The sequence below is a fragment of the Arenibacter sp. S6351L genome (assembly GCF_023016025.1).
Classification (GTDB): domain Bacteria; phylum Bacteroidota; class Bacteroidia; order Flavobacteriales; family Flavobacteriaceae; genus Arenibacter; species Arenibacter algicola_B.
The window spans coordinates 75,114-101,115 of the sequence record NZ_JALKBB010000016.1 but is presented as its reverse complement, the minus strand read 5'-3'; the positions used below and the strand labels follow the sequence as shown (position 1 = coordinate 101,115).

Below are 26,002 nucleotides of genomic sequence, written 5' to 3'. Positions count from 1 at the left end.
CCTTCCTACTTTGCTGTATTACTTGGTTGTTCGGTCGGTCTTATGCAATTGGTGATTTACTTCTTTTTATCCTTAAAGACTAAACTGAATACATAGCCAAAAATAAAGCAGGAGCCGACCCCTATTAAAGAGTACAATAGAAAATTTATAGGGGTATAGACACTTACATACCATAACAATATGGCACTTAGCACCAAGCCTATTATTGTTCCTGTGGAATTTGCACGTTTTGTAAGCATCCCTAATAAGAACATACCTCCTAATCCTCCAGTAAACAATCCTAAAAATCTATAAAACTGGTCCCATAAGGATTTAATATTCGAGTTTGCCATCCATAAGGCCAGCAACACTCCTAGTATCCCTACAACAACGGTTATGATTCTAGCTACCTTTAGTAATTCTAGGTCGGGAATATGAGGATTATAACGCCTATATAAATCGTTGCAAAATGCTGTGGAAACTGAATTTAAACTGCTGCTGATACTAGACATTGCCGCTGAAAAGATACCTGCAATTAGTAGGCCCGATACACCCATAGGGAGTTCCTTTACTATATACCATGGAAATAGCGAATCATTATTGGAAATGGCAGGAGAAAGTTTTTCAGGCATTTCAGAGTAAAAAATATACAATAATGTACCTATTCCGAAAAATATGATTGTGGCAGGAAGCGTAAGAAATGCATTGGTGTAAAGCGTCTTTTGGGAGTCCTTGACATTGCTGCTGGTCAAAAATCGTTGCACCACTGTTTGATCTGTTCCTTGGGTGACCATTGCAGAGGCCAGACCACCAATAAAGACTACCCAGAATGTGGATTCTGTAAAATTAATATCGAAATTCAGAACATTGAACTTTTCCTTTTCGGAGGCATATGCTATTATTTCAGTGATGGAGGAATCCGTATGCATTAGAATCCAGATTATAGCGACAATACTTCCGCCCATTAGCACAATTACTTGCAATACATCGGTCCAAATTACTGCTTCTATACCACCAAAAGTGGTATAAAGAACACATAACACCCCCATTAATAAAATACAGGTTTCTACTGAGATACCTGTAACTATCGAGATGGCCAGTGAAGGCAACAAAAGCACAATTCCTATTCTTCCCAATTGGAAAATGATAAAGGAAATACTGCCAAATGCCCGGGCAAAGTAGTTGAATCTTTTCTCCAAATATTCGTATGCCGTTGATATATGCAACTGATTAAAAAATGGAATAAAAATGAAGGCTATAAGTGGGGTTATTGCAATAGCGGCAATATTCAGCATAAAGAAAGACCAATCCGTTGTGAAAGATTTCGCTGGTATGGCCATAAACGTTATTGCGCTCAAAAGTGTGCCAAAGACACTTAATCCGGAAGCCCACCATGGAATTCTACCGCCGCCAACAAAATAATCATCGGTTGATTTTTGTTTACGGGCGAAATAAACACCAATGAATAAGGAAATTAGTAGGTATAAAATTAACACCACATAATTAAGGAATCCAAAAACGTGGGTAGCCTCGGCATCTTGAAATTTAAAGACTTTTGGAGTCCTTATTCCAGGGGAAACTTCTCCTGATACTAGCAAAAAACTGTCCTCTTTTTTAATGCCTAGGGAGGTAACAGGGAGTTTAACGTTTAAGGATTCAAAAACAAACCATTTGCGGGTCATCGTATTATAAGCCAATACTTTATTACTAAAACCTGGGTGATTTATGAGAATTTGATTTTTTTTCTTGGTTAAATATTGGGCAATACTGTCATTTTTTGCTGTTTTTATCTCTATAGCCAATGATTCCAATTGCTCGAACAACACTTCATCCGATCCTCCGTATACCAAGATATGCATTGATCCCGATGGTTCTGCCGAGGCACCCATGATAACTTTTTTGCCGCCATTAAGTAGAATATCACCTTCATTATTCCATAGCTGTTTTTTAAGGTCGTAGGAAAGAAAGTTGGTCAAATGGGTAGATACTTCGCCTTTTTTTTGATTTCTTCCACCAATTAAGAAAATGCTCTTGGAGGTGGAAGTTTCCTGTACCGCCATGGAATGCACGGCCCGGGGTTCTCCTGGAAAATCTTGAAGCTTTTCCCAGTTATCTTTATTCTCTAGGTTAATCCGATAGAAGGAATTTGAACTTGTCTCCACATTCATTCCCCCAGCAACATATACATAACCATCTGTATAGACTGCGTTGGTATAGGCCAAGGGTTCGGGCAAATTGGGATAATATTCCAGTTCTATTTCTTTCTTGGTTGTGTCAAATGAGACTTGAAACACCTCGTCGCTGATGTGATCTTTATTGTTGCCGCCAATAAACAGTACTCCCCCGGGGATAGAAACAGATGCCCCATATGCCAATGGTATTGGTAAAGTTTGTTTTGAAAGAGTCCATGTTCCATTTTCCAAGTAATATATAGAGTCATACCATTCTTTAGAACCTCCTTCCCAGGGCTTGCCGGCTGGGAAATTGGCCCCACCCGCCGCTATCACAATGTTATCCTGAACACCACCCATCATACCCGCATATCCCAAGGAAACTGTGGCATTGCCCACTGGAGGGATTTCGGGCTCATAAGTAACCTGGATGCTTGTGGAGGTTTGCGAGAACAGCAATGAGGAAAATAGTAAAAGGAATAATGAGCAAAAAATTAACTTATATACTTTCATGAAAATATTTTTAATTCGATTTTAAGAAATACAATGAAATTGGATAAAATATGTATTACATATTATCTTGGTATATTTACAAGTGTCATATTGTAATTTTTAGGAGATGTCCTTTTATCTTAATTAATAGGCAACTGTAATTGGCCCATCAGAACGAATTCAGTTCACTGAAATAATTTATGGTCTTTAAAGGAAAGCTTATTTTACTTCCTTGCTACTTTGGAAACGCTCAATTTGCTCTAAGCTTTTCCAACATTGATACATTGCCCTGGGTACGTGAAAACATCCCTTCCATTTCCCGCCTTTAAGTGTGCTCAAAGGTTTGCCTTGTCTATTTAGGTATCCAAACCATTCCCCATTCTCGGGGTCGGAGAAATGGCTCCAGGCATATTTGTGCACCTTTTGGTACCATTCCCATGTTTTTTTATCCTTGGTATGTTCGTAGGCTTTTGCCAAAGCTACCAAGGATTCTAAATGTACCCACCATAGTTTTTGGTCCCATTCCAACTGTTGCATGGGTTTCCCCTTTGCATCCATAAAATAGAAAATACCTCCATATTGTTCATCCCAGCTGTATTCCAATATGTTTAGAATAACCTGTGTCGCTTTCTTTATTAAGTCTTCATTTTTGTTTCTTACCCCTATATCTATCATAAACCACATAGCTTCTATACCATGGCCTGGATTTAGTAAGCGACCATTAAAACTATCTTCAAGCTTACCGTCCGGCGTTACAAATTCATATATAATTCCGGATTCTTTTTGGAGAAATATCTCCATAACCTCATGTACACTATAATCGATGGTTTTTTCCACTTCCGTTGGGTCAAGAACATCTTCAAGTTCTAGGACCAAGTTGGATAATATCATAGGTAATGCAAATCCCTTTAATGGTCTGGTGGCGGTTTGTTTTTCGTAATGGCCTTTAGGAGCGTCCTTTTTTTTAAGTATATTGTAATAGGTTTGTTTTGCGAGAGATTTTATTTCTTCGGCCCCGGTAGCCCTTGCATACTGACTAAAAGCCATGGCAGCAAAACAATCAGAGAAAATATTGTAAGGCTGAATAAGGGGCTTTCCTTCTTCTGTCGTGGAAAAATAGAAATTTCCATCCTTGTCCATGCCGTGATTTCTTATAAAATCTATACCGGATTTTGCAATTTCTAACCAATTTTTATTATTGTCTACTTTATTATATAGCATCGAAAATGTCCATGCCTGTCTACCTTGGAGCCACATAAATTTGTCCTTATCATAAACTTGTCCTTTAATGTCCAGACAGGTAAAATATCCGCCATTTTTGGAATCGATGGAATGTTCTTGCCAAAAAGGAATCACATCGTTCAGCAAAGTGCTTTTATAAAGTTCAGAATACTTCATTAATAATATTTATGTTATACATAATACGAATATATAATTTTTTATTATATTAGAGGGACTTTTTATATTAAACATGATTGATTTTTAAAAAAGAGTGTGGCATAACTTATACATTATTACTTTTGTTTCCTGGTCAATTTGGGCAAGAGATAAATAATTGCATTAAAATCTATGAAAAAATTTACAAAAATAGAACCTATTGAAACTTCTTCATTGGTGGATAAGGTAGAAGTCCGATTACTGGAGTACATAAAAGAAAATAAACTAAAAGCGGGAGATTCAATTCCAAAAGAACTTGATTTTGCCCAATCCCTAGGGGTAAGCAGAACAGTTGTAAGGGAGGCACTGTTGAGACTGAGGACTATTGGTATTATAGAGTCCAAAAAACATAGGGGAATGATTCTGACCAATCCGGACATTATGAATAACTTTCAACGTATGTTAGATCCTACTCTTCTTGCAACGGCTACACTCAAGAATTTATTTGAACTTCGCCTAATAATGGAGATGGGAATGGCCGAATTTATATTCGAACACAAAACTGAGAAGGATATGATAGAATTGGAAGAAATTGTAATTTTGGAAGAAGAAACTTCCTTTAATAAGGCGGTATTTTCATTGGACAGGGAAATTGCGTTTCATGGAAAGCTCTATGAAATGTCCAACAACGACACCTTAAGGAAATTTCAAAATCTTCTTCTCCCTGTCTTTGAATATGTTCATCTTAATCATTCTATGTTAAAGAATTATGAATACTCTAGTGGGCAGTTTGTAACCCATAGAATGTTGATGGATAATTTAAAAGTTGGTACTCCAGAAACTTTTAGAACAGCCATGAGAAGGCATCTTGAGCCACACTTTGATAGAATATTTAAAAAAATAATTTAAAACTTTATACCGATTGTGCTAGCCAGTCAATTATTTTTTGAGTGATAATTTCTGCTTTTGGTTGATCATAGTCTCTAGGGTCATCACCAAAAATTCCAAAAAGTACATTGTCAGGGTTACGCCTATGGTCTCCTTTACTATTTCCGTTAACATCATTTGCAGGAAAAATGTCTTTCTGGGGTAAATTTTCCAATTTTACTAGGTCCGGATGTAATTCTGCTAAAACTGAAGTTTCAAAAATGGCACCATGATCAGCTTCCATTTCTACAGTTGGACAATCGCTAATAGAAAATATGGACAATTCCATTGAGTTTTGGTTAGTTAGCCATTCTTTCCTTATGGTAACCAGTGCATCCAACTGTCTTAAAGAAAAATGTCCAGTGAAAATGACGACTTTTTTCACCCCTATGGTTTCTAACCGTGTTAAAGTAGTTTTTAATATTTTTAAGAATACTTCTTCTTCCTCGATAAGTATAGTATAAGGGTGATTCCATATACTGCCCGACATTCCGTAATGAAAAGGAGGCATAACAAGTCCTCCATTTTTATCGGCCACCTGGAGGCATATGCCATGGGAAGTTAAACTGTCCAGCCCTATCGGTAAATGTAGGCCATGCCATTCGATAGCTCCAAGTGGGATAAATACCAATGAATTTTGAGCCAATGCTATGTCAATTTCCAACGGATTCAACCTTTCAATTTGTAAATGTTCCAAAGAATTACTTGCCATATTATTTTAATTGTAAAATTCGTGTTTCCACCGATAAGGCCTTAATATTTCAACAAGTTCATTATTAAAATTATTTCCATCAGAAATGGCCAAATTAAGATCCACTTCCTGTTTATTGCGCATACCAGGAATGACTACGGCTACTTCTTTTGGGTATAGCGAATATCTTAAGGCTGCTTCTGCCAGTGTAGGGTAAAATGGTTTACAAAGTTTTTTTAATTTCTCAACCCTCTCCAAAGTTTCTTTAAATCTATTGCCTCTATACATTAAACGGCGTTTATCGCTTTCTGCCCATTGCGTAATCGTATTTTCGGACCAAGTTCCTGTCAATGCACCAGAATCCAATGGTACTCTGGTGATGATGGCAGTTCCGGTTTTATAACTTTCAGGAAATAATGAATCGGCAGGTTCTTGTTCAAACATGTTGAATAGAACTTGTATGCTGTCTACTAAACCTTTTTGTGCTAGTTCCAAACCTTGATTAGGCCTAATATCTGCTAAGGATACTCCTATCTTATCTATTTTACCTTCTTTTTTAAGTTCATTAAGCGTTTCTAACCATTCTAGGTTTATAATCCCGTCTTCAAACCACAAGTGTAATTGTAGCAAATCTATTTGTTCAACTCCTAATCTTTTTAAACTTCCTTCAACAATTTCGCGGATATGCCAATTTGGATAGCAGTCTTTAATAGAAGGATTATTATCTAGGTTTAATGATTTACTTTTATCCATTATAGGGGTAATCTTGGTAGCCACATATATCTTCCCTGAACTCCAATGATTGAGTGCTTTTCCTATAACTCTTTCACTATGACCATTCCCGTAGGCAAAGGCTGTGTCTACAAAATTGACTCCATTTTCAAAGGCATATAACAGGGTCTCTATTGAGTTGTTATCGTCTACCTTTCCCCAGGTGCCTCCCAATTGCCAGCCACCAAAGCCTATTTCACTTACCTTCCAACCCGACCTTCCAAATGTTCTGTACTCCATATGCTCACTAAACTATAAATGAATCGTTTCCTAAATTATTTTGTCCTTGGCCAATTCATTTGCCAAATTCTTGGCATATTCTTCATGAGCGGCTTTATCCTCTTGTGCTTTCTCCGCGTAGTAAATGAACCCCATAGCCTTTCTGGAACGTTCACTTAAGTTGCCATTAGCCCTATGGATTGTTAATGAATGATGAACCAGTAAGTCGCCAGCGCGTGTTGGGAAAAAAACTTCATTTTCAATGTCATTGGGACAACCAAAATCCGTTATTCCCTGCGAAAATCCTAAAGTACCCGTTCTGCCATGACTACGGATGCCATATCTATGAGACCCTTTAATATATCTGACACAGCCGTTTTCCTGGTCTACTGGTTCCAATGCCATCCACATGGTAACAGCTTCATTTGGTGAAAGCATAAAATAATAGCCGTCTTGATGAGGAGGGGTAGGTTTTCCGATTTTTGCCGGCTTGTTAAAATACTGTATGTTTTTGCCGACCACATTGTCGTCCAAAAGAATGGATGCCAATTTCTGAAACCGACTGCCAAACATCATATCAAAAAAGAAAGGGTCATATGCAAATAATTGCTGTAATTGCTTGAGGGTATCTTTATTTGCTATATCCTCATAATACACTTCTTTGGAGGGCATGTCCTGAACTTTGGTAGTTATAAATTCTTGGATTTTCTTGTTGACCATGTCAATTTCATCTTGCTGAAGGAATTTTGGGAATAGAATATACCCGTCCCTTAAAAAATCTTGTCTTAGCTTGTTACAAAAGACTTTATCATTTAAATCATCTATGCGTTTCATAAAATTGTGATTAAAGTTGTGTTTGTAAAATTGGCCAGAATAGGAGGATTATACTACAACAATATGATAATATACTGCTACTATATGAACTTTTAAGATATGTGTATTGGTTTAATTATGTTATTTTTGTAGCATTATGAAGCCTTTATATCAAAAGATAGAAATAAATAAGGAACGGTTGTTTGTAGTGAAAAATAATAAGGTTCCACAATTTGATGGTCTGTTTCACTTTCATCCTGAATACGAGCTAACCTATATACATAGTGGTAGCGGACGAAGCTTTATTGGCGATCGGATGGTTACTTTTAGTAGCGGGGATCTTTTCTTTTTGGGGCCCAATCTCCCTCATTCATGGGAAAGTATGTATAATATCAACCAACCTTCTCAATCTTTAGTGATACAATTGAACAGCGCTTTATGGAAGGGCGCTTGGTTGGAAGGAGAGGAGCTTGAGGAATTGAAGTTACTTTTTAAAAAATCTTTACGCGGTCTAAAATTTAGAGATAAGAACAATTTAGCTGTTGCAGAGAAGATGTTTCAAATTTCCAGGGGTTCAAAACCCATGCAAAACGTTATTGAAATATTATCTATTTTTGAGACTTTGGGAAGAAGTCAATCTTATGAATATATTGCGAGCCCTGCCTATTTGCCTACCTATCGGGAAAATGATTATCTCAAAATCAATTTGATCTATAACTTTGTCCATTTAAATTTTAACAGAGCAATTTCCTTATCAGAGGTAGCCAACCTTGTAAATATGACTAATCAGGGATTTTGTAGGTATTTTAAAAAAATCACTAGACGGACCTTCTTTGTTTATTTAAATGAGTACCGTACAGGCCATGCATGTAGGCTTTTGAGTGAGGGCCAGTTTAATATCACCGAAGTAGGTTTTCAGAGTGGATTTCAGAGTATTTCCAATTTTAATAAACAATTTAAATTAGTAGTTGGCTGCAGTCCTAGAGAGTATATAAGTCAACTAGGGTAATAAAAAGAAACAGGCTTGTAGAGGTTGATAACCATCATACAAGCCCAGTTAATATTTCTTTGATTTTATTACAGTATAGACTTTAGTAATTTCCCTTTCGTTTTGATGCGGGTTTTCTCCATTTATCATCACCATCGGTCAGCCATTTCAAAGAGAAACCTACAAATGGATTCTCCTTGTAACCATCTTTTTCAAAAAATAATCCGATATCTCCATTTTCTAAAACTGTTAAAGAGGAATAAGCCGAACCGCCGGTGTATATTGTTTTGCCATCAGACCATGTTTTACCTTCATCATAACTGATACGAACAGTCATGTTCTCTCTTCCTTTTTCCATTTTTGCATTAGAGAATAGTAATCTATTTTTTTTAAACCCCTCGTCAATAGAGGTGTATCTTATGATGCTACCATTACAACCAGGGTCTATAAGTTCTGGTTCAGGGGAAGTAGTCCATGTTTTTCCTTCATCGTCGGAAATATGGGAGTAACGCATTCCGCTTTTGTTCACCCTAGAATTGATCATCCAACGCCCATCCGCTAATTCCACCACTTTTGATTCATTGGCAGGTTGTATGGGCGTGTCGATCAAATACCAGGATTTTCCATGATCGTCACTTCCAAACAGATGTAGGCCATTACTGAGATTTACCATAGTATGCAATAATTTCCCAGACTTAGTCTGAATTCCACGCCCAGACGTTATGAATTTAAAATCAGTTCGCCAATCCACTTTAGCTATCTGATCTGTGATGTCTTGCGGTTGACTCCAGGTTTTTCCATTATCTGAGCTTTTTACAACATGAAAGTAATAGATATCACGCTCTTTATCCAAATCCATATAATTGTAAAACATAAATACCTCTTTGGTCGTCTCATCAACAATCATTGAGGGATCGGATACAGATTGCCCAAATGGTAAATCCACTACCGTTTCTATTGGTGTCCATGTGTTACCATTATCACTACTTCTTCTTATTACGATATTGATATCCTTGCTCCATTTAAGATCGCCACAGGAAGGCACTCTTTCATCTATGGCCGCAATGACATCTCCATTAGGGGCGGTTACAATTGCTGGTATTCTGTAACAGGCTACCCCTTCCACCATGGATGAATTGAATAAGTCTTGATGGACCTTAACGCCTTCGGCAATTTGATGTGCCTTGTTTTGGGCCAATGCGAAAGACCCGGTAATTAAAAATAGTCCAATAATAGCTTTTTTCATGTTTTATAATTTAATTGCTTAATATTCATATTATTTGTTATTCATAAATATCCTCTAAATCTACTTCATGAAGTTCTTCCAAAAACACACCTATGTTCTTTACGGAATGTTCAAAAAATATCTTTCCCTTTTCTTTGTTGGCATGTTTAGGGTTGCCAACACCCGTATCCTCGGTTACTTTGGTCCATTTGCGTTGTGCCTTGACCCAGCCTTGTTTAAGTCCTTTTATTTTAAAGGATTTGGCTGATCCTGGTCCCGCTTCAGAAAGTGGTAAGACCAATTCAGGGGTCAAGTGCATCATTGCTGCGGTTTCTAATTCGCCAGCATGATCCCCAGGTTCCTTAAAATAAGCTTTGGAATCCAGACTGCCCCACCAATTTAGTGCACACACAAATACCTTAGGGAAATGTAAGCTTAACTCTCTGGTGATCTGTTTAAAATCGTTTCCCCCGTGACCATTTACAATAACTAATTTGTTTATCCCGTGCGTGTCCAATACCTGTACCGTATCCCTTAAAATAGCGTACTGTGTACTCGGATTCATGTTTATGCATAGTTTTACATCCATTTGCCCTGTGTTTACGCCAAATGGAATAGTTGGTAGGACCACCACCTTTGCTCCATTTTTCCAAGCCAATTTTGCACTTTCTATTGCTGCATTCTCAGACAATATGTTGTCTGTGGCGTAGGGTAAATGGTAGTTGTGTGCTTCAGTAGCCCCCCAAGGTAATACCGCTACGGTGTATTTTATTTCCTTTACAGATTTCCAATTATTTTCTGCTAAAACGTAAGGTCTTATCTTTTTCTTCATAGGTATTATTTTGCATTTCCAATTCCGTGTCAATCGAACGGGACCAGGTTAATAACCCTTCTAACAACTTTTGTTTAATATCTGGTAGTTGTTCAGAAAGATCCTTGCTTTCCTGAACATCCGTGGATAGGTCGTACAATTGATAAGACTTGCCATTATCCAAAGATATAAGTTTATAATTATGGTCTAAATAGGCCCATTGTTCGGCATTCAGCGTTTTTTCCTGGTTCAATCTAGAGGGAAGGGGGGACCTAAATCCAATGGGGCGTTCTCTTTGTGTTTTATCGCCCATTAAAATTGATAAGACATCTTCTCCGTCTATATGTGCCTGCCCTTTCCAATCTACACCGCTTATTTCCAATAAAGTAGGAAAGAAATCGCTCGTTACCATTGGTGTGTTTATTGAAGCAGGAGATTTAAATTTCGCAGGCCACTCTACAATGGAGGGTACTATTATTCCTCCTTCCAATAATTCCGACTTTTTTCCTCTATAAGGCCCCGCAGAGTTTAGATCGTGTACGTAGGAAGGACCATTGTCACTACAGAACCAAATGATGGTATTTTCGCTGATACCCATTATTTTCAATTCCGCCCTTAACCGACCTATTTGATCGTCCATAGCGGATATTCCGCCATACCAATGCTGTTCTTCGGTGGTTAGGTCCTTGTATAGTTCTCGATACTTATTACCTGCTACCACCGGGGTATGAACATTATGAAACCAAATTAGGGATAGGAAATTTTCTTGTGTTTCCACTTTTTCTTTTATGAATTCCAATGCCTTGTCCATTACAAGTTCGGCATCGTCACCCCCTGGATTACTGTCCAAAAATTGACCAGGACCGGTCCAATAGACGTCCCTCCACTTATGTCCTCCAGTTTCTTGTCCTTGGCTTACAACCTCCGTTTGAATCATTTTATAATCTTCTTCGCCATAGTTTCCTCCTACATGATAATATGGATTGTAAGTGGGCATCATGGATTCTGTAGAAAATGAGACATCAAAACCGTTTTCCCAAGGTGGAGAGTATGTAGTTATGGGGCCAGGGAAATAACTCTGTTTAAAACTCTTGCTCAATCCGCCCACATGCCATTTGCCAAAATGGCCAGTGGCATATCCCTTTGTTTTTAGCATTTCAGCGATGGTTACTTCATTTGGATGAATAAACCCGTCCCCAGCCCAAGGTATCCTTACCCTATAAGGATGTCTTCCCGTAAGAGCACTGGCTCTTGTAGGGGAACATACCGGAGCAGCAGCATAAAACCTGTTCAATTTTAGACCTGCAGCGGCCATTTGATCTAAATGAGGTGTTTTTACCGTTTTATTGCCGTTGTAAGCGACATCGCCCCAACCCAAATCATCGGCCATTACCAATATGATATTTGGTAACTCCTCTGGTTGTTTAGGTTCACTTTCAGTAGCGGTTTTACAGGAATTGAATCCAAAAACCGATATAAATACGACAGATGCTATTCGTACTATTTTCATCTTAAAATAACTCGTTTATGTTTACCTTTTCAAAGTACAGTTCTTTATTTCCTTCGTACAGAATTCCGATATGATTTTCATCTATTACGGTCATACAGGAATAGCCGTAGCAGGAATCCTCGTAAAGTTCCAATTGATTTTCTGTTGGCCACGTGAGTCCTTGATCAAAACTTGTTTTTATGGTCATGTTAGCCCTACGCTTTTCATTATTAGGGTTGAAAAAGAAAAGTAGCTTCCCCTTTTTTGAATGATCAAAACTGATCAAACTGGCCATACACACTGGTTCTATAAGGGCCTTTCGTGAAGAAACATGATTCTCCCAAGTTTGTCCTAAATCCTTTGTAATGGCAACTGCCCTGGAACCTCCACGATTATCACGCATATTTAGCATTAAGCTTTCATCATCCAATTGCACCACCTGCGCTTCCGTAGTATTTGATCTCGCGCCTGTACCAATTTTCCACGTAAGTCCTGTGTCTTTACTATAGATAATGGTAGAGTGTGGCATTCTATCCTTATCTTTAAATTGGGCAGGAAATACTAATGTTCCGTCCTTAAGGGTAATTCCTTTTCCAGGTCCCTGCAATAATAATTGCCATTCTGGCTTTTTTATTTGTGAGGTGATATTTATAGGGTCGGACCATGTTAGCCCGTCGTCTTCGCTTTTTACTAAAACGAACTGACTTGTTTCTTCAGGGGAAATCCCTGGTTTGGAGGCGTGCCAATTACGCTCTCCTGGATGTCCGTGAGCCCATACGGCTGCAACCCATATTGTTCCGGTATTTCGATCTACAAGAATTGAAGGGTCGCCAATACCATTTTCGTTTTGTGGTTTACCTCCATATTCACCCATATCCATTATTATTTTCATTGGCTCCCAAGTAGTCCCGCCGTCGGTACTGCGGCTCATACCAACATCTGCGTCCGCCTGAAGATCGACACTGCCTTCGTAACGATTATCGTAAACTGCAATTAAAGTTCCGTTATTGGTAGTTGCCATGCCCGGAATTCGATACGTATCAACATTGTCCTGATTGTGCTGTCTTAATGCAACACCTATTCTTTGTGCGGTTTGGATGCCTGTTACAGTTGGTTTAAGGACTTGTCCATTGGACAAGGTGATAGAAACACTGTTTGCGCTAATTTTATTGGTTAAATTAACGCTATCCTTTAATGACATTGATAACCAAAAATAATTGTCCCCTGCTTGTAAAGGTTGATGGCCATCAATTTGAACTTTGAAATTGATTTCGTTGCTACTTCCAAACTTGGTTCCCGTTTCAAATCGAGGTTCTTTAAATGAAGAATATATGTCTAAATTGGTGATGTCTTTCAGATCAGTTGTTCCTTCCAAATTAAAATCCATAGAAGTAACAACAATGTCGGACGCATCTTTTGGGATGGTCAATTTCATTTGGACAACCTTGTTCTTATCTTTTAAGGTAAGTACAGGAAGCACCGGTTGACTAGCTTCATAGGAAAAATCCGAAACCTCCAAATTCTTTTTTTCTCCACAAGCCAATAGAACTATTGCCATAAAGGAATAGACCGCAAATAAACTAACTTTTTTTTTCATGTTTATAAATTTACTACTGTTCAATGATTTGATAATAAACTGTACTATTTTATTCCTACTTGACGTAAGGGGTTAATATTTTTTTCCATTTCTGATATCCTTTCTTATTCAAATGCAATCCGTCATCTGTATATTTTGGCTTTAACACTCCTTTGGAATTCCTAAATTTTTTATGGAGATCTACAAAAACTACATTCAGCCTTTTGGAAAGCTCCATTAACATTTTGTTCACGGATACAATTAACTGCTGGTTCTTTTTATGTCCAGAAAATTTATCGCCTATACCCGGATTTACTGGAAGGATGCTTTGCAAATATATCTCGGTATATTCCGATTCTTTTTTTATCTCATTTAAAATGGATGCCACATGATCCACCACATAGGATTCGTTTTTTCCCCTAGCTAAATCATTGGTCCCGATTAAAAGGAATATTTTTTTTGGTCGGGATGAAGTTACTTCGGAAAGCCTATTGAGAATCCCCTCAGTTACATCGCCGCTTATCCCCCTGTTTATAACGTTATTATTTGGAAATAAAGCTTTCCAATCACCACCTTCGGTTATACTATTCCCCAAAAATATTATTTCATCCTTAGTGTCTGGAGTGGACTCAAATAGTGTTTTTCGCTGGTAATAGTGATCGGAAAAAGTTTGAGCATTTGCACTCAAAACCACCAAAAAGAAAAAGAATACTTTTTTCATTTCATAACATCATTTAAAAAGATGGGTCAAATATCAAGTCTTTTGCCTCTCCAACATTGTTACCAACAATGGTTACAGGAATACAGGTATACATCCATTTCCAGGAATTCCCCCCATGGGGAACCTTAAGTAACACCGTATTCCAGCCCTTATTCAACTTTATTATGGTCGGTTTCCTATAAAAATAATCCTCATCCAAAAAAGGAATTTCATCCGTGTTTACACCTAAACCGGGTTGTTGCCATATTGGGGGCAAGATTTCTTGATCGTTCACCCAAATTTTTGGCTGGGTAGTATGCCACTGCCCTAGGTTGGGAACAGGCCCCCCTCTTCTGCCTCCTGCTCTGGACCAGCCGTGGAAGCCTATCCAGAATGCCTGCTCCCTAGTATTCGGGGAATAAATCTTGGTATAGGCGTAATAGGTACCAGATTTTGTATCGGTAATTGCGGGAAAACCAAAGAAATGTTTCAGATGTACGGTTGCCCCAACTGGGCTATCGTCCCAAGTGTACACTTTACTGTCTACGGAATAGGAAGGGGCTAGTTCTTCTTCAACCGGAAAAGAGGCCGAAAAATTTCCCTTATGATCAAAGGGCCCAATAACTTTCCAAAAAGCTACTGTTTGTTCAACATAGGGAAATTCTTTGTCTTTAAAAAACAAGTCCCTATGGGTCAGAACCTTTTGTTCAAAATTTTTAAACATTTTGAACTCCTTGGTGTCTTTCTTAGGGATTTTGGCCCAGAACTCCGGATAATTTTTCTCCCTTCCCTTCCAAATGGCATCGGAATAAAAGACGATAGATGGATAAATAGGGTTCTGCTTTAATATATCACGTTCCTCTGCCACATTGTTGTCTGGCCATACACAAAGTATGCCCCCCAATGCCAAGGAATCTCCAGATGGCTGTCTACATGGTTGTTGAAAGTACAAACGAGCCATCCCGGCTAAGGGGTCCAAATGATTGATATAATTACTTCTGGAATCTATAAATCGATGTCCCTCTCGACCTTCAAATTGAGCCCAAAGTTGATTTATGGAGGTGGAATCTTCTGGAATAACGATACCCTCTTTCCAAACTATTATTTCCCGATCTTTATTTTTAAGGTAATCCATTATTGCAAGAATTAACTCATCCTCTACATATTCCGCTTCATTTCTTACTTCATCGGTTCCAATATGGATATATGGCATTTCGTCGGCATCGGCTAGACCGGTCAGCTCATCAAAAAGATCCAAAAGGATGGGCAGCACCCTTTGGTCCATCATGGATTTAATGCCAAAAGCTTTTCTAAAAGCGTCGGTATGCCCTGGAATATCAAATTCGGGGATTACCGTTATTTGACGCTCCTTACAGTAGGCCAATATTTCCTTAAAGTCCTCTTGGGTGTAATATAGGCCCGCATCCCTACTAAAGGTCTTATCTGACTGTATTTCCGGGTACAATTTACTCTCCAACCGCCATCCGGGGTTATCGGTCAAGTGCCAATGAAAGATATTCAATTTATACTGGGCCAGAATATCCAATTGCTCCTTAAGCTGATCTAAACTTTGGAAATTACGTCCCGTATCGTGCATAAAACCACGTATTTTAAAAGCCGGCCAATCGTTAATATCCAATTGTGGCAGGGTCCACTGACTGCCATTTTCCCTTATTAATTGGCCCAAGGTATGTAACCCGTAATAAGCACCCTTTAAAGTGGGGGCAGCAATGGTTATCTTTTTATCAATTTTCAGGGTATACCCTTCTTGATTTTTGAGTTTTTTATCCTGATTAATTTCAATATTTATGCCTTTGGCATCGGTCCATACAATACCCTTATTTACAACTTTATGAGGGTGTAGGCCTGCTATTTTAAACTCATTGTTGATTATATTGAAAGAGGTAAACGACACCTCTTTCTTCCCGAATTTTAATTCCTGTGGGGTCGGTATTATGGGATACTTTTTAGATAACTCCTTTGATTTTTCCTGAGAGTTGGCGTTTAATACAAACAAAGTAAGCAATAAGAGGGTTGCCACTTTTTTTAAACTTTGAAAGTATTTTTTTTTGTTTAAAATTAACATGTTTTACTATTAAGTTGAGTATTACAATTTGCTAATACTAATCCTCCAAATTGGAAAAGGTAGATGCTGGCATCATATGCATATTGGTCAAATTCCCATTTGTATAGGAGTTATACCCATATCTAACGTATCTAGGGTTTTTAATCTGTTCGTTCCAAATCTTTAAGACTTCGTTATCAATTTGGGACTCTGCCTTTAAAAATATTTTGTCAGCTCCAGCAATTTCAATGTCCAGAACAATTTTCCCATCTTTAGTTCGTAAACCCTCCGCATGTAAAAAGTGTATTTCCAGAACCTTGTTCCTTACATTGACAAAATCTAGCAAAGGTCCTGAATACGGAATGTCTACTCCATAATTTTTTGCCAAGGCGGTGTTGGACAAACGCTTGCCTAATTCCCATTTTTCTTTAGGGTGTACATCGGTAGGATGCCCTAAATCGGAAGATACGACCATACCTGTATTGGGAATGGATAATAATCTTCGTTGAGAATCCCTAAATGCTCCCCAATTTGGTCTGTCCATACTACTCAATTGGACAAAATTAAAGGGCAGATCAGGATTTTTCCAATGATTGCGCCAATCGGTTACCAACATTCTGAATAATTTGGAATGTAATTCCTCCCGCTCGGCGTTTGATTCTCCTTGATACCAAATCACACCTTTGATAGGAAAATCTTTTATAGGATAAATACCAGCGTCAAACAACATTGTGGGGTCAAAGGGATGTCTGGCCTTAATTCCAAAGTCCTTCGTGCTTTGTAAGTTTTTTGCTTTTCGCTCGGATACCCATGGCTGTACCAAGGGATTTAGATGCGTGTCATTTAATAAACTTATAGTTTCGTGTGTCGTTTCAAGTGCTTCCCTACTGATCCAGCTTTGAGTGGTAGAGCCCCCTACAGCATTGCAAACAATTCCTACGGGCACTTTTAATTCTCTTTGAAGGTTATACGCAAAGGAATATGCAATAGCGGAAAACTTTTCCATTATTGCATCGCGGCTATTACTCCAACCTGATGACCTAAAATAATCCGTGGAATTACAACTTAAAAGCTCTTCCTTGGAAAAAGAATGATTTGAAGGATGGGCTTTTCCATCCATTGAAAATAAAAATATATTGGAATTCGTAGAATCCTTTAGAATTGTTGATCCATGTAAAGCTTGATTAAGTGTGAAATCCATATTCGACTGACCTGAAGCTAGCCATACTTCTCCAATATAAACTTTTTTTATAGAAATTTTTCCAGACTTGCCTGATGCTATTTCCAAGGAATAAGGTCCACCGGCTTTTTGCGGAGGATATTGGACCTGCCATTGCCCATGTTGGGATACTTTTGTACGCTTTGTTTCTCCATTTAAGTGGACCGCTATTTCATCCAAGGCGTTTGCCGAGCCCTTAATGACCAAGGGAACATTTCTTTGAAATACCATGTTCTCGCCATACAGCGTGGGAAGTTTTAACCCTCCGTAATTCCCACTGACAAAACTATAAATCTTATCGGCAATGATGGTGGCGCCTTCCTTGGCAGGATGAAGGTCATCGGCATAGTATTCGGGGAAGCGGTACAAGGGATCCTGTAGGTCGATGATGGCTACTCCGGCCTTTTTCCCTATAGAGTCTATTTTTGCCTGAATTTCCTGATAATTTTCCCGCATGCCCTCTTCAAACCAATGATGGCCTGAAAAAGAAGGAGACATTTTGCAGATAATGATTTTAGGTGAAGAAGGTAGGTTTCTATACCCTTGGATCAGGTCCAAATAATCGGAAACAAATTCCCCTTTATGCTCGGGCCAATTATTGTTGCCTTGGTCATTAAGCCCCAAATGTATTATTACCAGGTCGGGTAAGAAGGATTTGGATTCCTCAAAAAGAAGCGTATTCCAATAAGGTTTGTGGCCATTTTTCAACACTGTGGCGCCAGGGTGTCCAAAATTGGTTACTTCATATCGGTTTCCTAAAAGCTCTTGCAATTGTGAAGGATAAGAATTAACCTCTCTTTTCTCTATTGCAGTCCCATAGGTAACGCTATTGCCGACACAAGCTACTTTTATTTTTTGTGCTTGTGTGGAAAAAGTGAATACAAGTGCCAGAATTAAAATTTTCTTAATCATTTGGAACGGCTTAACAATAATTATATTTTTCGCTAAATCACAACTATACTTGGTATTACATTAAGTCTGTTTTGATTGATTTTAATTGACTTAAATATGGGGTAATGCCCAATGTATCCAATTCCGTTTTGGCCTCCTCTATTTGCGCATTGGTAAGTGTGGCATGTGGAAACCTACTAGGACCAAGATCTACGCCCAACGCCTTCATAAATGATTTCGCCGCACCGTTAAACCCACCTTTGGCATTTAACACATCCACAAATTTCATTGATTTCTGCTGAAGGTCCGCAGCCAACTTATTATCATTTTTATTGAAGGCCTCTACAATAGCCAAATATAAAGGGGCTAAATGGTTATAGGTGCTCCCCACCCAGCCATCGGCGCCGAAGGGAAGGCTGGCAAGAAAAATTTCATCGAATCCAAATAAAATATTGGCCGAGCCATTGTTAAATTCCTTGGAGTACTTATAGTCTACAAGATTATTGTTGGTGAATTTTATGCCTGCAAGATTTGGAATCTGTGGGGTCGCCAGTTCCAGAAATTCCACCATATTAAAATTTGCCCCTGTCAAAACGGGTATGTGGTAATAATAGAATGGAATATTAGGGGCACATGCGGCAACTTCCTTACAATATTCCACCAATTTACAAATATTGGATAGTCTGAAGTAATAGGGGGCCAAGGCAGCAATACCATCTACCTTATCGGCAGCATATCTGGCCAATTCCTTGGCCTCACTTAGACTGGTATGTCCTACATGATCGACGACAAAAAGATCGGAGGATTTATTTTCTCCCCAAGCACTTGTAATCTGTTTTCTTTCTGCTACGGACAAGGAGGCAAAGTCTCCTGTAGAACCGTTGATAAACACTCCTTTAACTCCATTTCCCTTTAAGAATTCAGCGTATTGTGGAATTACTTCTAAATTAATCGAAGTATCCTTGTGCATAGGTGCATAGGTTGCTGCTATAAGTCCTTTCATTTTGTTTCTTTAGTATTATGTATTACATAAAGCGAATATATGTAAAAATATATAACCGAACAATTTTATTTTTATAATCCCTAGATATATCATGATATTAACAATTAATGTAACAGTAAGATTTTACTACTAGTAATATGAATTTATATACCATTACTGATGTGTACTGGAAATTTTGCATAAAAAGGAATATTCGCATGAAGAATGAAATTCACGGTCATTGGTAATGGAGTTAATATCATCTGAATAATTAGAATCTAATTTTTCAATTTGTAGTCTTCTAAGAAACAACAAGCTCATTGGCCTCGTCCAAAACTGAGTTGGTAAAGCTTTTCAAATAGATTTCCGTTGTCCTTAAGGAATTATGTCCCAATCCTTCGCTAATTATCTCTGTTGATATTCCCATAAACTTGGCGATCGTTGCCCAGGAATGACGGATGTAGTAGGTGGTAAATGCCCCTTCTATCCCTGCATCCTTTGCAATGACCTTAAGACGTTCGTTCATTCTCCTCCTTTGCGATTTGTACTTTTGAAAATGTTTGGTACTGCCGTCGTAGTTAGTAGGAAGCAGATAGTCTTCTGTTTGTTTCCCCTTAAGGTAGAACTCCAGAATGGTGCGCAGACTTTCTGTAATCCTGACCGAGAAGGGGTCACCGGTTTTGCTTCGGCCATATAGAAGCCGGTCGTCCTCGATATTCTTCACTTTAAGCTTTACAAGATCAATAAAGTTCATTCCCCTGCAGTAGAACATGATCAGGGCATAGTTTTTGGCATGCCAGAGCGGGCCTTCCTGCTCGTATTCCAATTTCCTTATATCTATGATCTTGACCTTTGCCACGGCCTTCTTTTTGGTCCTTGCCTTAAATGGCGTCCTAAAATGATCGAACGGATTTTTGATCGGAACAAATTGGTCCTCTTTGATGGCACTATTGTATATGGACCGGATCGCCCTGATGTACATTCCTATTGTGTTCTTCGAATTTCCCTTGCTCAGCTGTTGGGCCTCGAAGTCATTGAGAATTGTTACCGTAATATCGTAGAGAAATATATCCTTTCCATTGTTGAATTTGGTCATGGCATCCACGCCACTTTGGTACCACTGTGCCGTTCCCGGAACGTTCGCTGCACGTTTTCTTTTTATCAGTACACTTCCCCATTGGGATAGGGTGATATTATTTTCGACCTTTTTTTTGATCTCAAAATCCAGTTCGCTATCCCATCTGACCTTGATATGGTCCAAAAGGAGGTCGACATCCAACTGGTCGATACTATCGCCGAGCTCGTATACCACTTGTTTGGCCCAATGTAACTTATCGCCAAGTTCGGCGTTTATCTTTTGATGATCCAGACCATTGTTTGCTACTGAAGATTTGCGAAGTAGATGGTTTTTTGAATCCCATCCGGCAAGGGAGGTGCAGTGGCCAATACGGAGCAGTCTGTTCTTTTTGTGGAAGACCTTGAGGACTATGGGATATAGCCCGGTAATCCTGCTTTTGGATTTCTTCCTTGTGTCGAGTATCAGACTTACCTTGGCCATTGATTTTTGGATATTATAAGTAAAAGGTAAGAAATAAAAACGCTCACTTTACGCGCACTTTTCCTTGATATCAAATGGCTGCAAATGACTACAAATCAGGTCAAATTGATTTAAATTGTTGATATTCAAGTGTATATGATAGGCATTTAACGTGTTTTGATGTCCGATCTAATAGACTTACAAGCAGGGGGTCACTGGTTCGAACCCAGTAGGGCCCACAGTAACAAAGACAGGGCTTCCAAGAAATTGGAGGCCTTTTTTTTGCCTTTGCAAATTCTAATTACGACCTTATCGTTCATTTTTTGGCTGATTTGTTAAATCAGGTAAGGACAGACTTATTGATGAGAGATTTGGACTCGGCATCGACAAGTTTCAAATGTTATGAAGCCAATATCCTCCACACTTAAATGCAACAGACATATTTCAAAATTAGAACCACTTTATCGTCTACTCAGATTTCCAATCCCTGCGGAAGTCGGGCAACCCTTCCGCTCCAATCCTCCCCAAGCGGAGACGCTAAGCTGGTCCGCTTGGGAAGTCTTTCCGTTCCAGTTTTGCCCGACCTCCTCGGCCGCTGAAAAGCACAAGCGGTGAAAAACCGCTTGCCTTTTTTCTCCCTAACCACATTTATTTTTAGCCGTTGAAATGTTCCATAGCCTCCAGGTTGCACTTGTACAATTAAACCCTCCAAAGAATAAATAATAAAGGGAATGCTGCTTTCGGGATATATTGAAATATGTAAATATAAATATATGGGTATATGTGTATATGCACATAGGATTTACGCATTCGGAAGGTATTTTTGTTTTGGAGTTGGAATAAAACAGACCCATCTGTTTTGAGTAATATATCATTAAAAAAAGAATTGGAAATATTAATCTTCGGAGAAGATAGCAAGTTATGTTTTAAGCATCTTAAAACCCTACTTCTGACGAAGTGAAAACCGATAAGAATATCGTATAATAAAACGGTAATCAACAAAAGGGGAGGTAAAACGTTTTAGGGAAAGGAAATGGGAGTCTACTATAGCGTTTCGTTTTAATATCACGGAATACGATAATTTGAGAAAAATATGCGAAGCCTATAACTTGAATATTTTGGAAAGGGGCGTGATAAGTCCTCTCCTAAGAAGATTGGCCTTACAACAAGAGGCTGAAGAAAAGGATATGCTCCCCGTTTCATATTCAAGTCAAGAAAGCGTAAAATGAAACGGGGAGGTTAGGGGTAAAGTATGGACTGGTCAGCCAAATGGATTGTCGGGCACGGTTCATCAAAGGTTTTACAGTACATAGAAGACTGGGCGGCTCGAATCTGCACAAAGTATTCGATACACATTCCAAATCGAATCTGTTGCTGATGTGGATCGAAAAGGCATTGCATGCCCAGTCAAGACTTGATTACGATCTACGAAGTTTCGTCTTAACGCTTATCTATCGGAACGCTAAAGAAACTCCGCAGGATCCACGTGCAGTTAAGTTATGGTAAGTTTGGGGGAGGACGGAAAACTAATTTTTAATCGCCTTGAAATCCGAGCTGAATTTCAACTAATGGTTTTAGACTTTCGGCAACAGTAGTGTTTGCCATATTTGCCAGAATCTTCCCAATTTCGCTTGTATTGACATCCATCGTATTTTTTTCTAGAAGATTGGTCAGCCTTTCATAGAGTTTTTCATTCCTCATCGCTATTTTTTTCATCTCTCGACCCATCACTCGTGCTGCAATGAGATGAAGCCCAAAATCATCGTCGCCAAATAGATCTGAATGATGCTCGTAAATTTGGTCGGTGTACATTTCAAAAAAATGAGTCAGTATTGTCAGAATGTCTTTTAGGTCGTCCCTTCGGATTTCAGGACGGTCTTCCCAAGCGATGAGCTTTAGAATAACGATTCCGGGCAAGGTGCAGAACTTGAATCGATGTTCCCCTTCTAATTCTACTTCGGGCAATCCGCTCTCATAGATTTCTTTGAAGCCAGGCATGTTCAAACTGGTAAGGCCAGTACCTTCCAAACTTAGCTTGGCATGTTCATCTTCAATGTTTCCGAAAGGAAGGAGGTCAACCTGCATTCTGCCCTGCCAAAATAACACGAAGTTATTCTCTATGGAAGGTTGAAAGTGTCCTATTTCAATAAGGTGCCGTTTTAGTTTTTCATAGATTCCCTTGTCTTCGATAAAAACGGCAAAATCAATGTCTCTTGTAATTCTGCTTGGCGGGATTTCATTAATTGCCGTCATCCATATATCACGGGCGACGGCACCGACCAAATAAAAGTCAACATGGAATGCTGCAAAACCTCGTTCCAAAGCTGCCAACATTTCTAAAAGGTCGGGTCTTTGTCGGAGTTGTTTAAAATTTATCCTGTAAGTACTCATTATATATTTTTTCTGCAGTTTCGGTACATCGTCTATCCCCTTTCATTATCAGGTCGGCGTAAGCGAGCAAAGGATGAACCGCTTCTTTTTCCTCTGTATTGTCCTTCCAGAATTTTTCGTAGATCTTGACATTGCCGCCCTCATCGGGAGCAAGCCTATAGTTCTTCATCAGTTCGTTTCTTGGTTCGGTGGTGTACAGCGTTAACTCCTCCGGTCGAAGGTTATCGGTATATATGTCTCCGGCGGGTTCTCCTCCCCAGAACGTTTGCCCCTGTTTTAATTTAATGTCCTTCCAATTAAAAAAAGCATCGTTATCAACAAATCGATATGTTCCAATGACCAGATTTGGTTTCAACTTTTTTTCATAGGCCATAATCCATTTTTCGAGTAACTTTTTATTGTCCTCTAAGATATAAGTGTCCTTGGTAAGTGGAATGAGGAAACCATCATCCTTTAGACCATTGAAGATGTTCGTGATATTGCCGATACCTGTATCTGTTTTATCGGCTATCTCACGATAGGTTTTGTTAACCCATGTATCGTCCAATAGGAATTGGTAAACAACCTTTAGGCCGGTTTTGGTAAATGCCCTATTTGTGGTCTTTTGCTTTATGGCGATGGGTTCATTGGCATCTAGCCAAAGGAAGGTTTCTTTTTTGTTGAGGTAAATATTACCGTTGGCCTCAAGATAGGCGATGTTCCTGTTACGAAGCTCTTGTTTTATTTTGGGAAATATGGTTTGTGCAACGATCATAAATGGCTCATACTCCTTGGCGAATGCCTCTAATTTTGGAAGATGGATATTTCTTAGCTCTTTTTTAATTTCTATGCCAAGCTTGATAGTCCGGTCGTTCAGGGTAAGGGCTATCGTGCCATCTAAGACTTCATTTGGGGCGTTATCAAACCATTTGGCTTTGATTTTACCTGTTTTCTGAAGGTTGGCCAATGCATATTGCACAATTGCTTGATCGTTCATTGTTCACTTTTTATTATAGTTCACGAAAACGTGAACAGATAAATATTATGAACAAAAATACATAATTATTTTCAAATGGAACTATTTATAAGGCCGATAACGTATTTAGGGAAAGCGCCATGCGTGAATAGATCAAACACCAATGACACTATCAAGCGCATCGTCCAAATCTTTATTTACAAAGTTTTGCTGGTAGTCAATGGTTGTTTTAATGTCGGAATGATTATAAAGCTTTTGCAATACTTGTAACGGAATGCGATCTCCAGATATATTCCCAAAGGAATGACGAGATACGTGCATCGTGATTTTCTTTGTTATTTCCGCTCGCTCGCCAATTTGCGCCAAATATCTATTAAGTCTTTTGTTGGCCGTTTTGCTAACCCTTAGAATATCTTTCGGATTATTGGCGGCTTCTTTTAATTCAGGGAAGATATAATCGGTGTTTGAGGTTTTCGTCGGGAGGTATTTATCCAAAATTTTCTGAAGTTTACCATGTATTTTGAGCGAAAGGTTTTTTTGATTCTTGTTCATGGTATAATATATTCTTTCTCCTTGCACGTTCGCCCAAGTCATTTGAACTACATCGGAAACCCTCATTCCGGCGAGATAGAAACTAAAAAGAAATACATTGCGAGTGTGGTGCTGCTTTGGATTGTCAGAAAGATCTATTTCTTCGATAATTCTGATTTCCTCTGAAGTAAGACCGATTTTGATAGATTTTGGAATTCTTATTTTAATCTTTCCATCGGTATTCCCAAAAGGATAATTATCCCTAGAGATAATGCCTTGTTGGGAAGCCCTGTTATGCAAGGTGCGTATGAAAATCAGCGTGTTTACAATACTTCTTTCCCCAACGGAATCTTTAGTGCTTCTTAAATAGGAGATGAAGCCTCGTAGAAAAAGAGGGGTAATGGCCTCGAAGGTCAATGTCTTTGCCCTTGGATACCTTTTAATCCTATTCAATAGGGGTCGTTCACAATCGATTCGAGAATACTTTTTGTTTTTTTCAAGTTCCTCAAAATAAGCTTCGGCAAATGTGTAAAACGAAGAGCTTTTATATTTACCTGAAATTGTTTTTTTTATTTCTGCAATTTGTCTTTTGGAATTGACTTCGGTCTCTACGTCTAAAAGTGTTTTATTTATTTCTAAGACTTTGGAGGATATAAAATTGTTTAAACGATTCGAGTTCGGGTGACTTTTTTTAACTTTACTCGTTACTTCATCCCAATACTTTGGCTTAATTTTCTGACCTGTATGAATATAAGTCGATTTCCTATTTTTAGTAATGCGAATGGCGATGGTGCATTCCCCTGCCTTATTCTCTTTTTTCCAAAGTAATGCTTTGATCGTCGCCATTTGTTCTTTTTATAAAGATACAAAAATTGGTAAAACAATGTTAAAACAAATGGTGGTTTTATATGGCTTTTTATGGTATTATTTGAGTTATGAAATTTTGTAAGTAACTGATAATAAGATATTTTAGTATTTATAGATACAAATTAGAAAAAACTTAGGATCTAGTGCCGTGAGGTGTGAGAGTTCGAGTCTCTCCGCCTGTACAACAAGGGAAAGCCGACTTTTAGGAGTCGGCTTTTTTATTTCAGGTACAACATAGGTACAACATTTGTTAAAGTTTTATTTTAACATATAATTTGATGTTGTTTGTGGTCAATTGACTGCTAAATTTTATAAAATAGAATTTCCAAAAGGAT

At 38.5% G+C, this 26,002-nt stretch carries 19 protein-coding genes; 2 read left to right on the top strand and 17 right to left on the bottom strand.

All coding sequences use genetic code 11. The annotated features are described in order from the left end of the window. Nucleotides 1-56: 56 nt before the first annotated feature. Both MWU82_RS14000 and MWU82_RS13995 read right to left on the bottom strand, forming a co-directional pair. Nucleotides 57-2,663: a sodium/solute symporter gene (locus MWU82_RS14000; protein WP_247096836.1), complete on the bottom strand. Its 2,607-nt coding sequence runs from the start codon at nucleotides 2,661-2,663 to the stop codon at nucleotides 57-59. Nucleotides 2,664-2,861: 198 nt separating this feature from the next. Further along, nucleotides 2,862-4,040: an AGE family epimerase/isomerase gene (locus MWU82_RS13995; protein ID WP_247096835.1), complete on the bottom strand. Its 1,179-nt coding sequence runs from the start codon at nucleotides 4,038-4,040 to the stop codon at nucleotides 2,862-2,864. Between the two features lie 171 nt (nucleotides 4,041-4,211). On the opposite strand from MWU82_RS13995, the gene MWU82_RS13990 reads away from it, so the two are divergent. Beyond that, nucleotides 4,212-4,928 carry a GntR family transcriptional regulator gene (locus MWU82_RS13990; protein WP_247096834.1) on the top strand — a complete coding sequence of 239 codons (717 nt, stop codon included), beginning with the start codon at nucleotides 4,212-4,214 and terminating at the stop codon, nucleotides 4,926-4,928. 4 nt (nucleotides 4,929-4,932) lie between these two features. On the opposite strand, the gene MWU82_RS13985 is transcribed toward MWU82_RS13990, so the two are convergent. The 3 genes from MWU82_RS13985 to MWU82_RS13975 are packed head-to-tail and all read right to left on the bottom strand — an operon-like array spanning nucleotide 4,933 to nucleotide 7,461. Next, a complete protein-coding gene (locus MWU82_RS13985) occupies nucleotides 4,933-5,658 on the bottom strand; it encodes a creatininase family protein (protein WP_247096833.1) in 726 nt (241 codons plus the stop codon). Nucleotides 5,659-5,664: 6 nt separating this feature from the next. After that, complete coding sequence (locus tag MWU82_RS13980; RefSeq protein WP_247096832.1) at nucleotides 5,665-6,648, bottom strand: aldo/keto reductase; 984 nt, start codon at nucleotides 6,646-6,648, stop codon at nucleotides 5,665-5,667. Nucleotides 6,649-6,678: 30 nt separating this feature from the next. Then, on the bottom strand, nucleotides 6,679-7,461 hold the full coding sequence (locus MWU82_RS13975) for a phytanoyl-CoA dioxygenase family protein (protein ID WP_247096831.1): 783 nt from the start codon (nucleotides 7,459-7,461) through the stop codon (nucleotides 6,679-6,681). A gap of 136 nt (nucleotides 7,462-7,597) precedes the next feature. On the opposite strand from MWU82_RS13975, the gene MWU82_RS13970 reads away from it, so the two are divergent. Further along, nucleotides 7,598-8,449: an AraC family transcriptional regulator gene (locus MWU82_RS13970; protein WP_247096830.1), complete on the top strand. Its 852-nt coding sequence runs from the start codon at nucleotides 7,598-7,600 to the stop codon at nucleotides 8,447-8,449. An 82-nt stretch (nucleotides 8,450-8,531) separates the two neighbouring features. Here MWU82_RS13970 and MWU82_RS13965 read toward each other — a convergent pair whose 3' ends face one another. The 12 genes from MWU82_RS13965 to MWU82_RS13910 form a co-directional block, all read right to left on the bottom strand. Beyond that, the gene (locus MWU82_RS13965) at nucleotides 8,532-9,674 is read right to left on the bottom strand and encodes a sialidase family protein (RefSeq protein WP_247096829.1); all 1,143 of its coding nucleotides are present in this window, start codon (nucleotides 9,672-9,674) and stop codon (nucleotides 8,532-8,534) included. A 37-nt stretch (nucleotides 9,675-9,711) separates the two neighbouring features. Next, on the bottom strand, nucleotides 9,712-10,485 hold the full coding sequence (locus tag MWU82_RS13960) for a creatininase family protein (RefSeq protein ID WP_247096828.1): 774 nt from the start codon (nucleotides 10,483-10,485) through the stop codon (nucleotides 9,712-9,714). Then, complete coding sequence (locus MWU82_RS13955) at nucleotides 10,445-11,974, bottom strand: sulfatase-like hydrolase/transferase (protein WP_247096827.1); 1,530 nt, start codon at nucleotides 11,972-11,974, stop codon at nucleotides 10,445-10,447. The genes MWU82_RS13960 and MWU82_RS13955 overlap by 41 nt, the downstream gene beginning before the upstream one ends. Nucleotide 11,975: 1 nt before the next feature. Then, nucleotides 11,976-13,550: a sialidase family protein gene (locus MWU82_RS13950; RefSeq protein ID WP_247096826.1), complete on the bottom strand. Its 1,575-nt coding sequence runs from the start codon at nucleotides 13,548-13,550 to the stop codon at nucleotides 11,976-11,978. Between the two features lie 55 nt (nucleotides 13,551-13,605). Continuing rightward, nucleotides 13,606-14,250 (bottom strand): GDSL-type esterase/lipase family protein, encoded by a 645-nt coding sequence (locus MWU82_RS13945; RefSeq protein WP_247096825.1) that lies wholly within the window; start codon nucleotides 14,248-14,250, stop codon nucleotides 13,606-13,608. Nucleotides 14,251-14,263: 13 nt separating this feature from the next. Then, entirely contained in the window at nucleotides 14,264-16,315 is a 2,052-nt protein-coding gene (locus MWU82_RS13940; RefSeq protein ID WP_247096824.1) for a family 20 glycosylhydrolase, read from the bottom strand. A gap of 37 nt (nucleotides 16,316-16,352) precedes the next feature. Further along, nucleotides 16,353-18,425 (bottom strand): sialate O-acetylesterase, encoded by a 2,073-nt coding sequence (locus MWU82_RS13935; RefSeq protein ID WP_247096823.1) that lies wholly within the window; start codon nucleotides 18,423-18,425, stop codon nucleotides 16,353-16,355. A gap of 55 nt (nucleotides 18,426-18,480) precedes the next feature. Beyond that, nucleotides 18,481-19,407 (bottom strand): dihydrodipicolinate synthase family protein, encoded by a 927-nt coding sequence (locus tag MWU82_RS13930; protein WP_247096822.1) that lies wholly within the window; start codon nucleotides 19,405-19,407, stop codon nucleotides 18,481-18,483. Between the two features lie 280 nt (nucleotides 19,408-19,687). After that, nucleotides 19,688-20,944, bottom strand: coding sequence for a site-specific integrase (locus MWU82_RS13925; protein WP_247096821.1), 1,257 nt, complete (start codon nucleotides 20,942-20,944; stop codon nucleotides 19,688-19,690). 1,512 nt (nucleotides 20,945-22,456) lie between these two features. Then, the gene (locus MWU82_RS13920; protein ID WP_247096820.1) at nucleotides 22,457-23,314 is read right to left on the bottom strand and encodes a hypothetical protein; all 858 of its coding nucleotides are present in this window, start codon (nucleotides 23,312-23,314) and stop codon (nucleotides 22,457-22,459) included. Next, nucleotides 23,289-24,290 carry a type IV toxin-antitoxin system AbiEi family antitoxin gene (locus MWU82_RS13915; protein ID WP_247096819.1) on the bottom strand — a complete coding sequence of 334 codons (1,002 nt, stop codon included), beginning with the start codon at nucleotides 24,288-24,290 and terminating at the stop codon, nucleotides 23,289-23,291. Before MWU82_RS13915 ends, MWU82_RS13920 begins: the two co-directional genes overlap by 26 nt. 132 nt (nucleotides 24,291-24,422) lie before the next feature. Then, the gene (locus tag MWU82_RS13910) at nucleotides 24,423-25,646 is read right to left on the bottom strand and encodes a site-specific integrase (protein WP_247096818.1); all 1,224 of its coding nucleotides are present in this window, start codon (nucleotides 25,644-25,646) and stop codon (nucleotides 24,423-24,425) included. Nucleotides 25,647-26,002 lie beyond the last annotated feature (356 nt).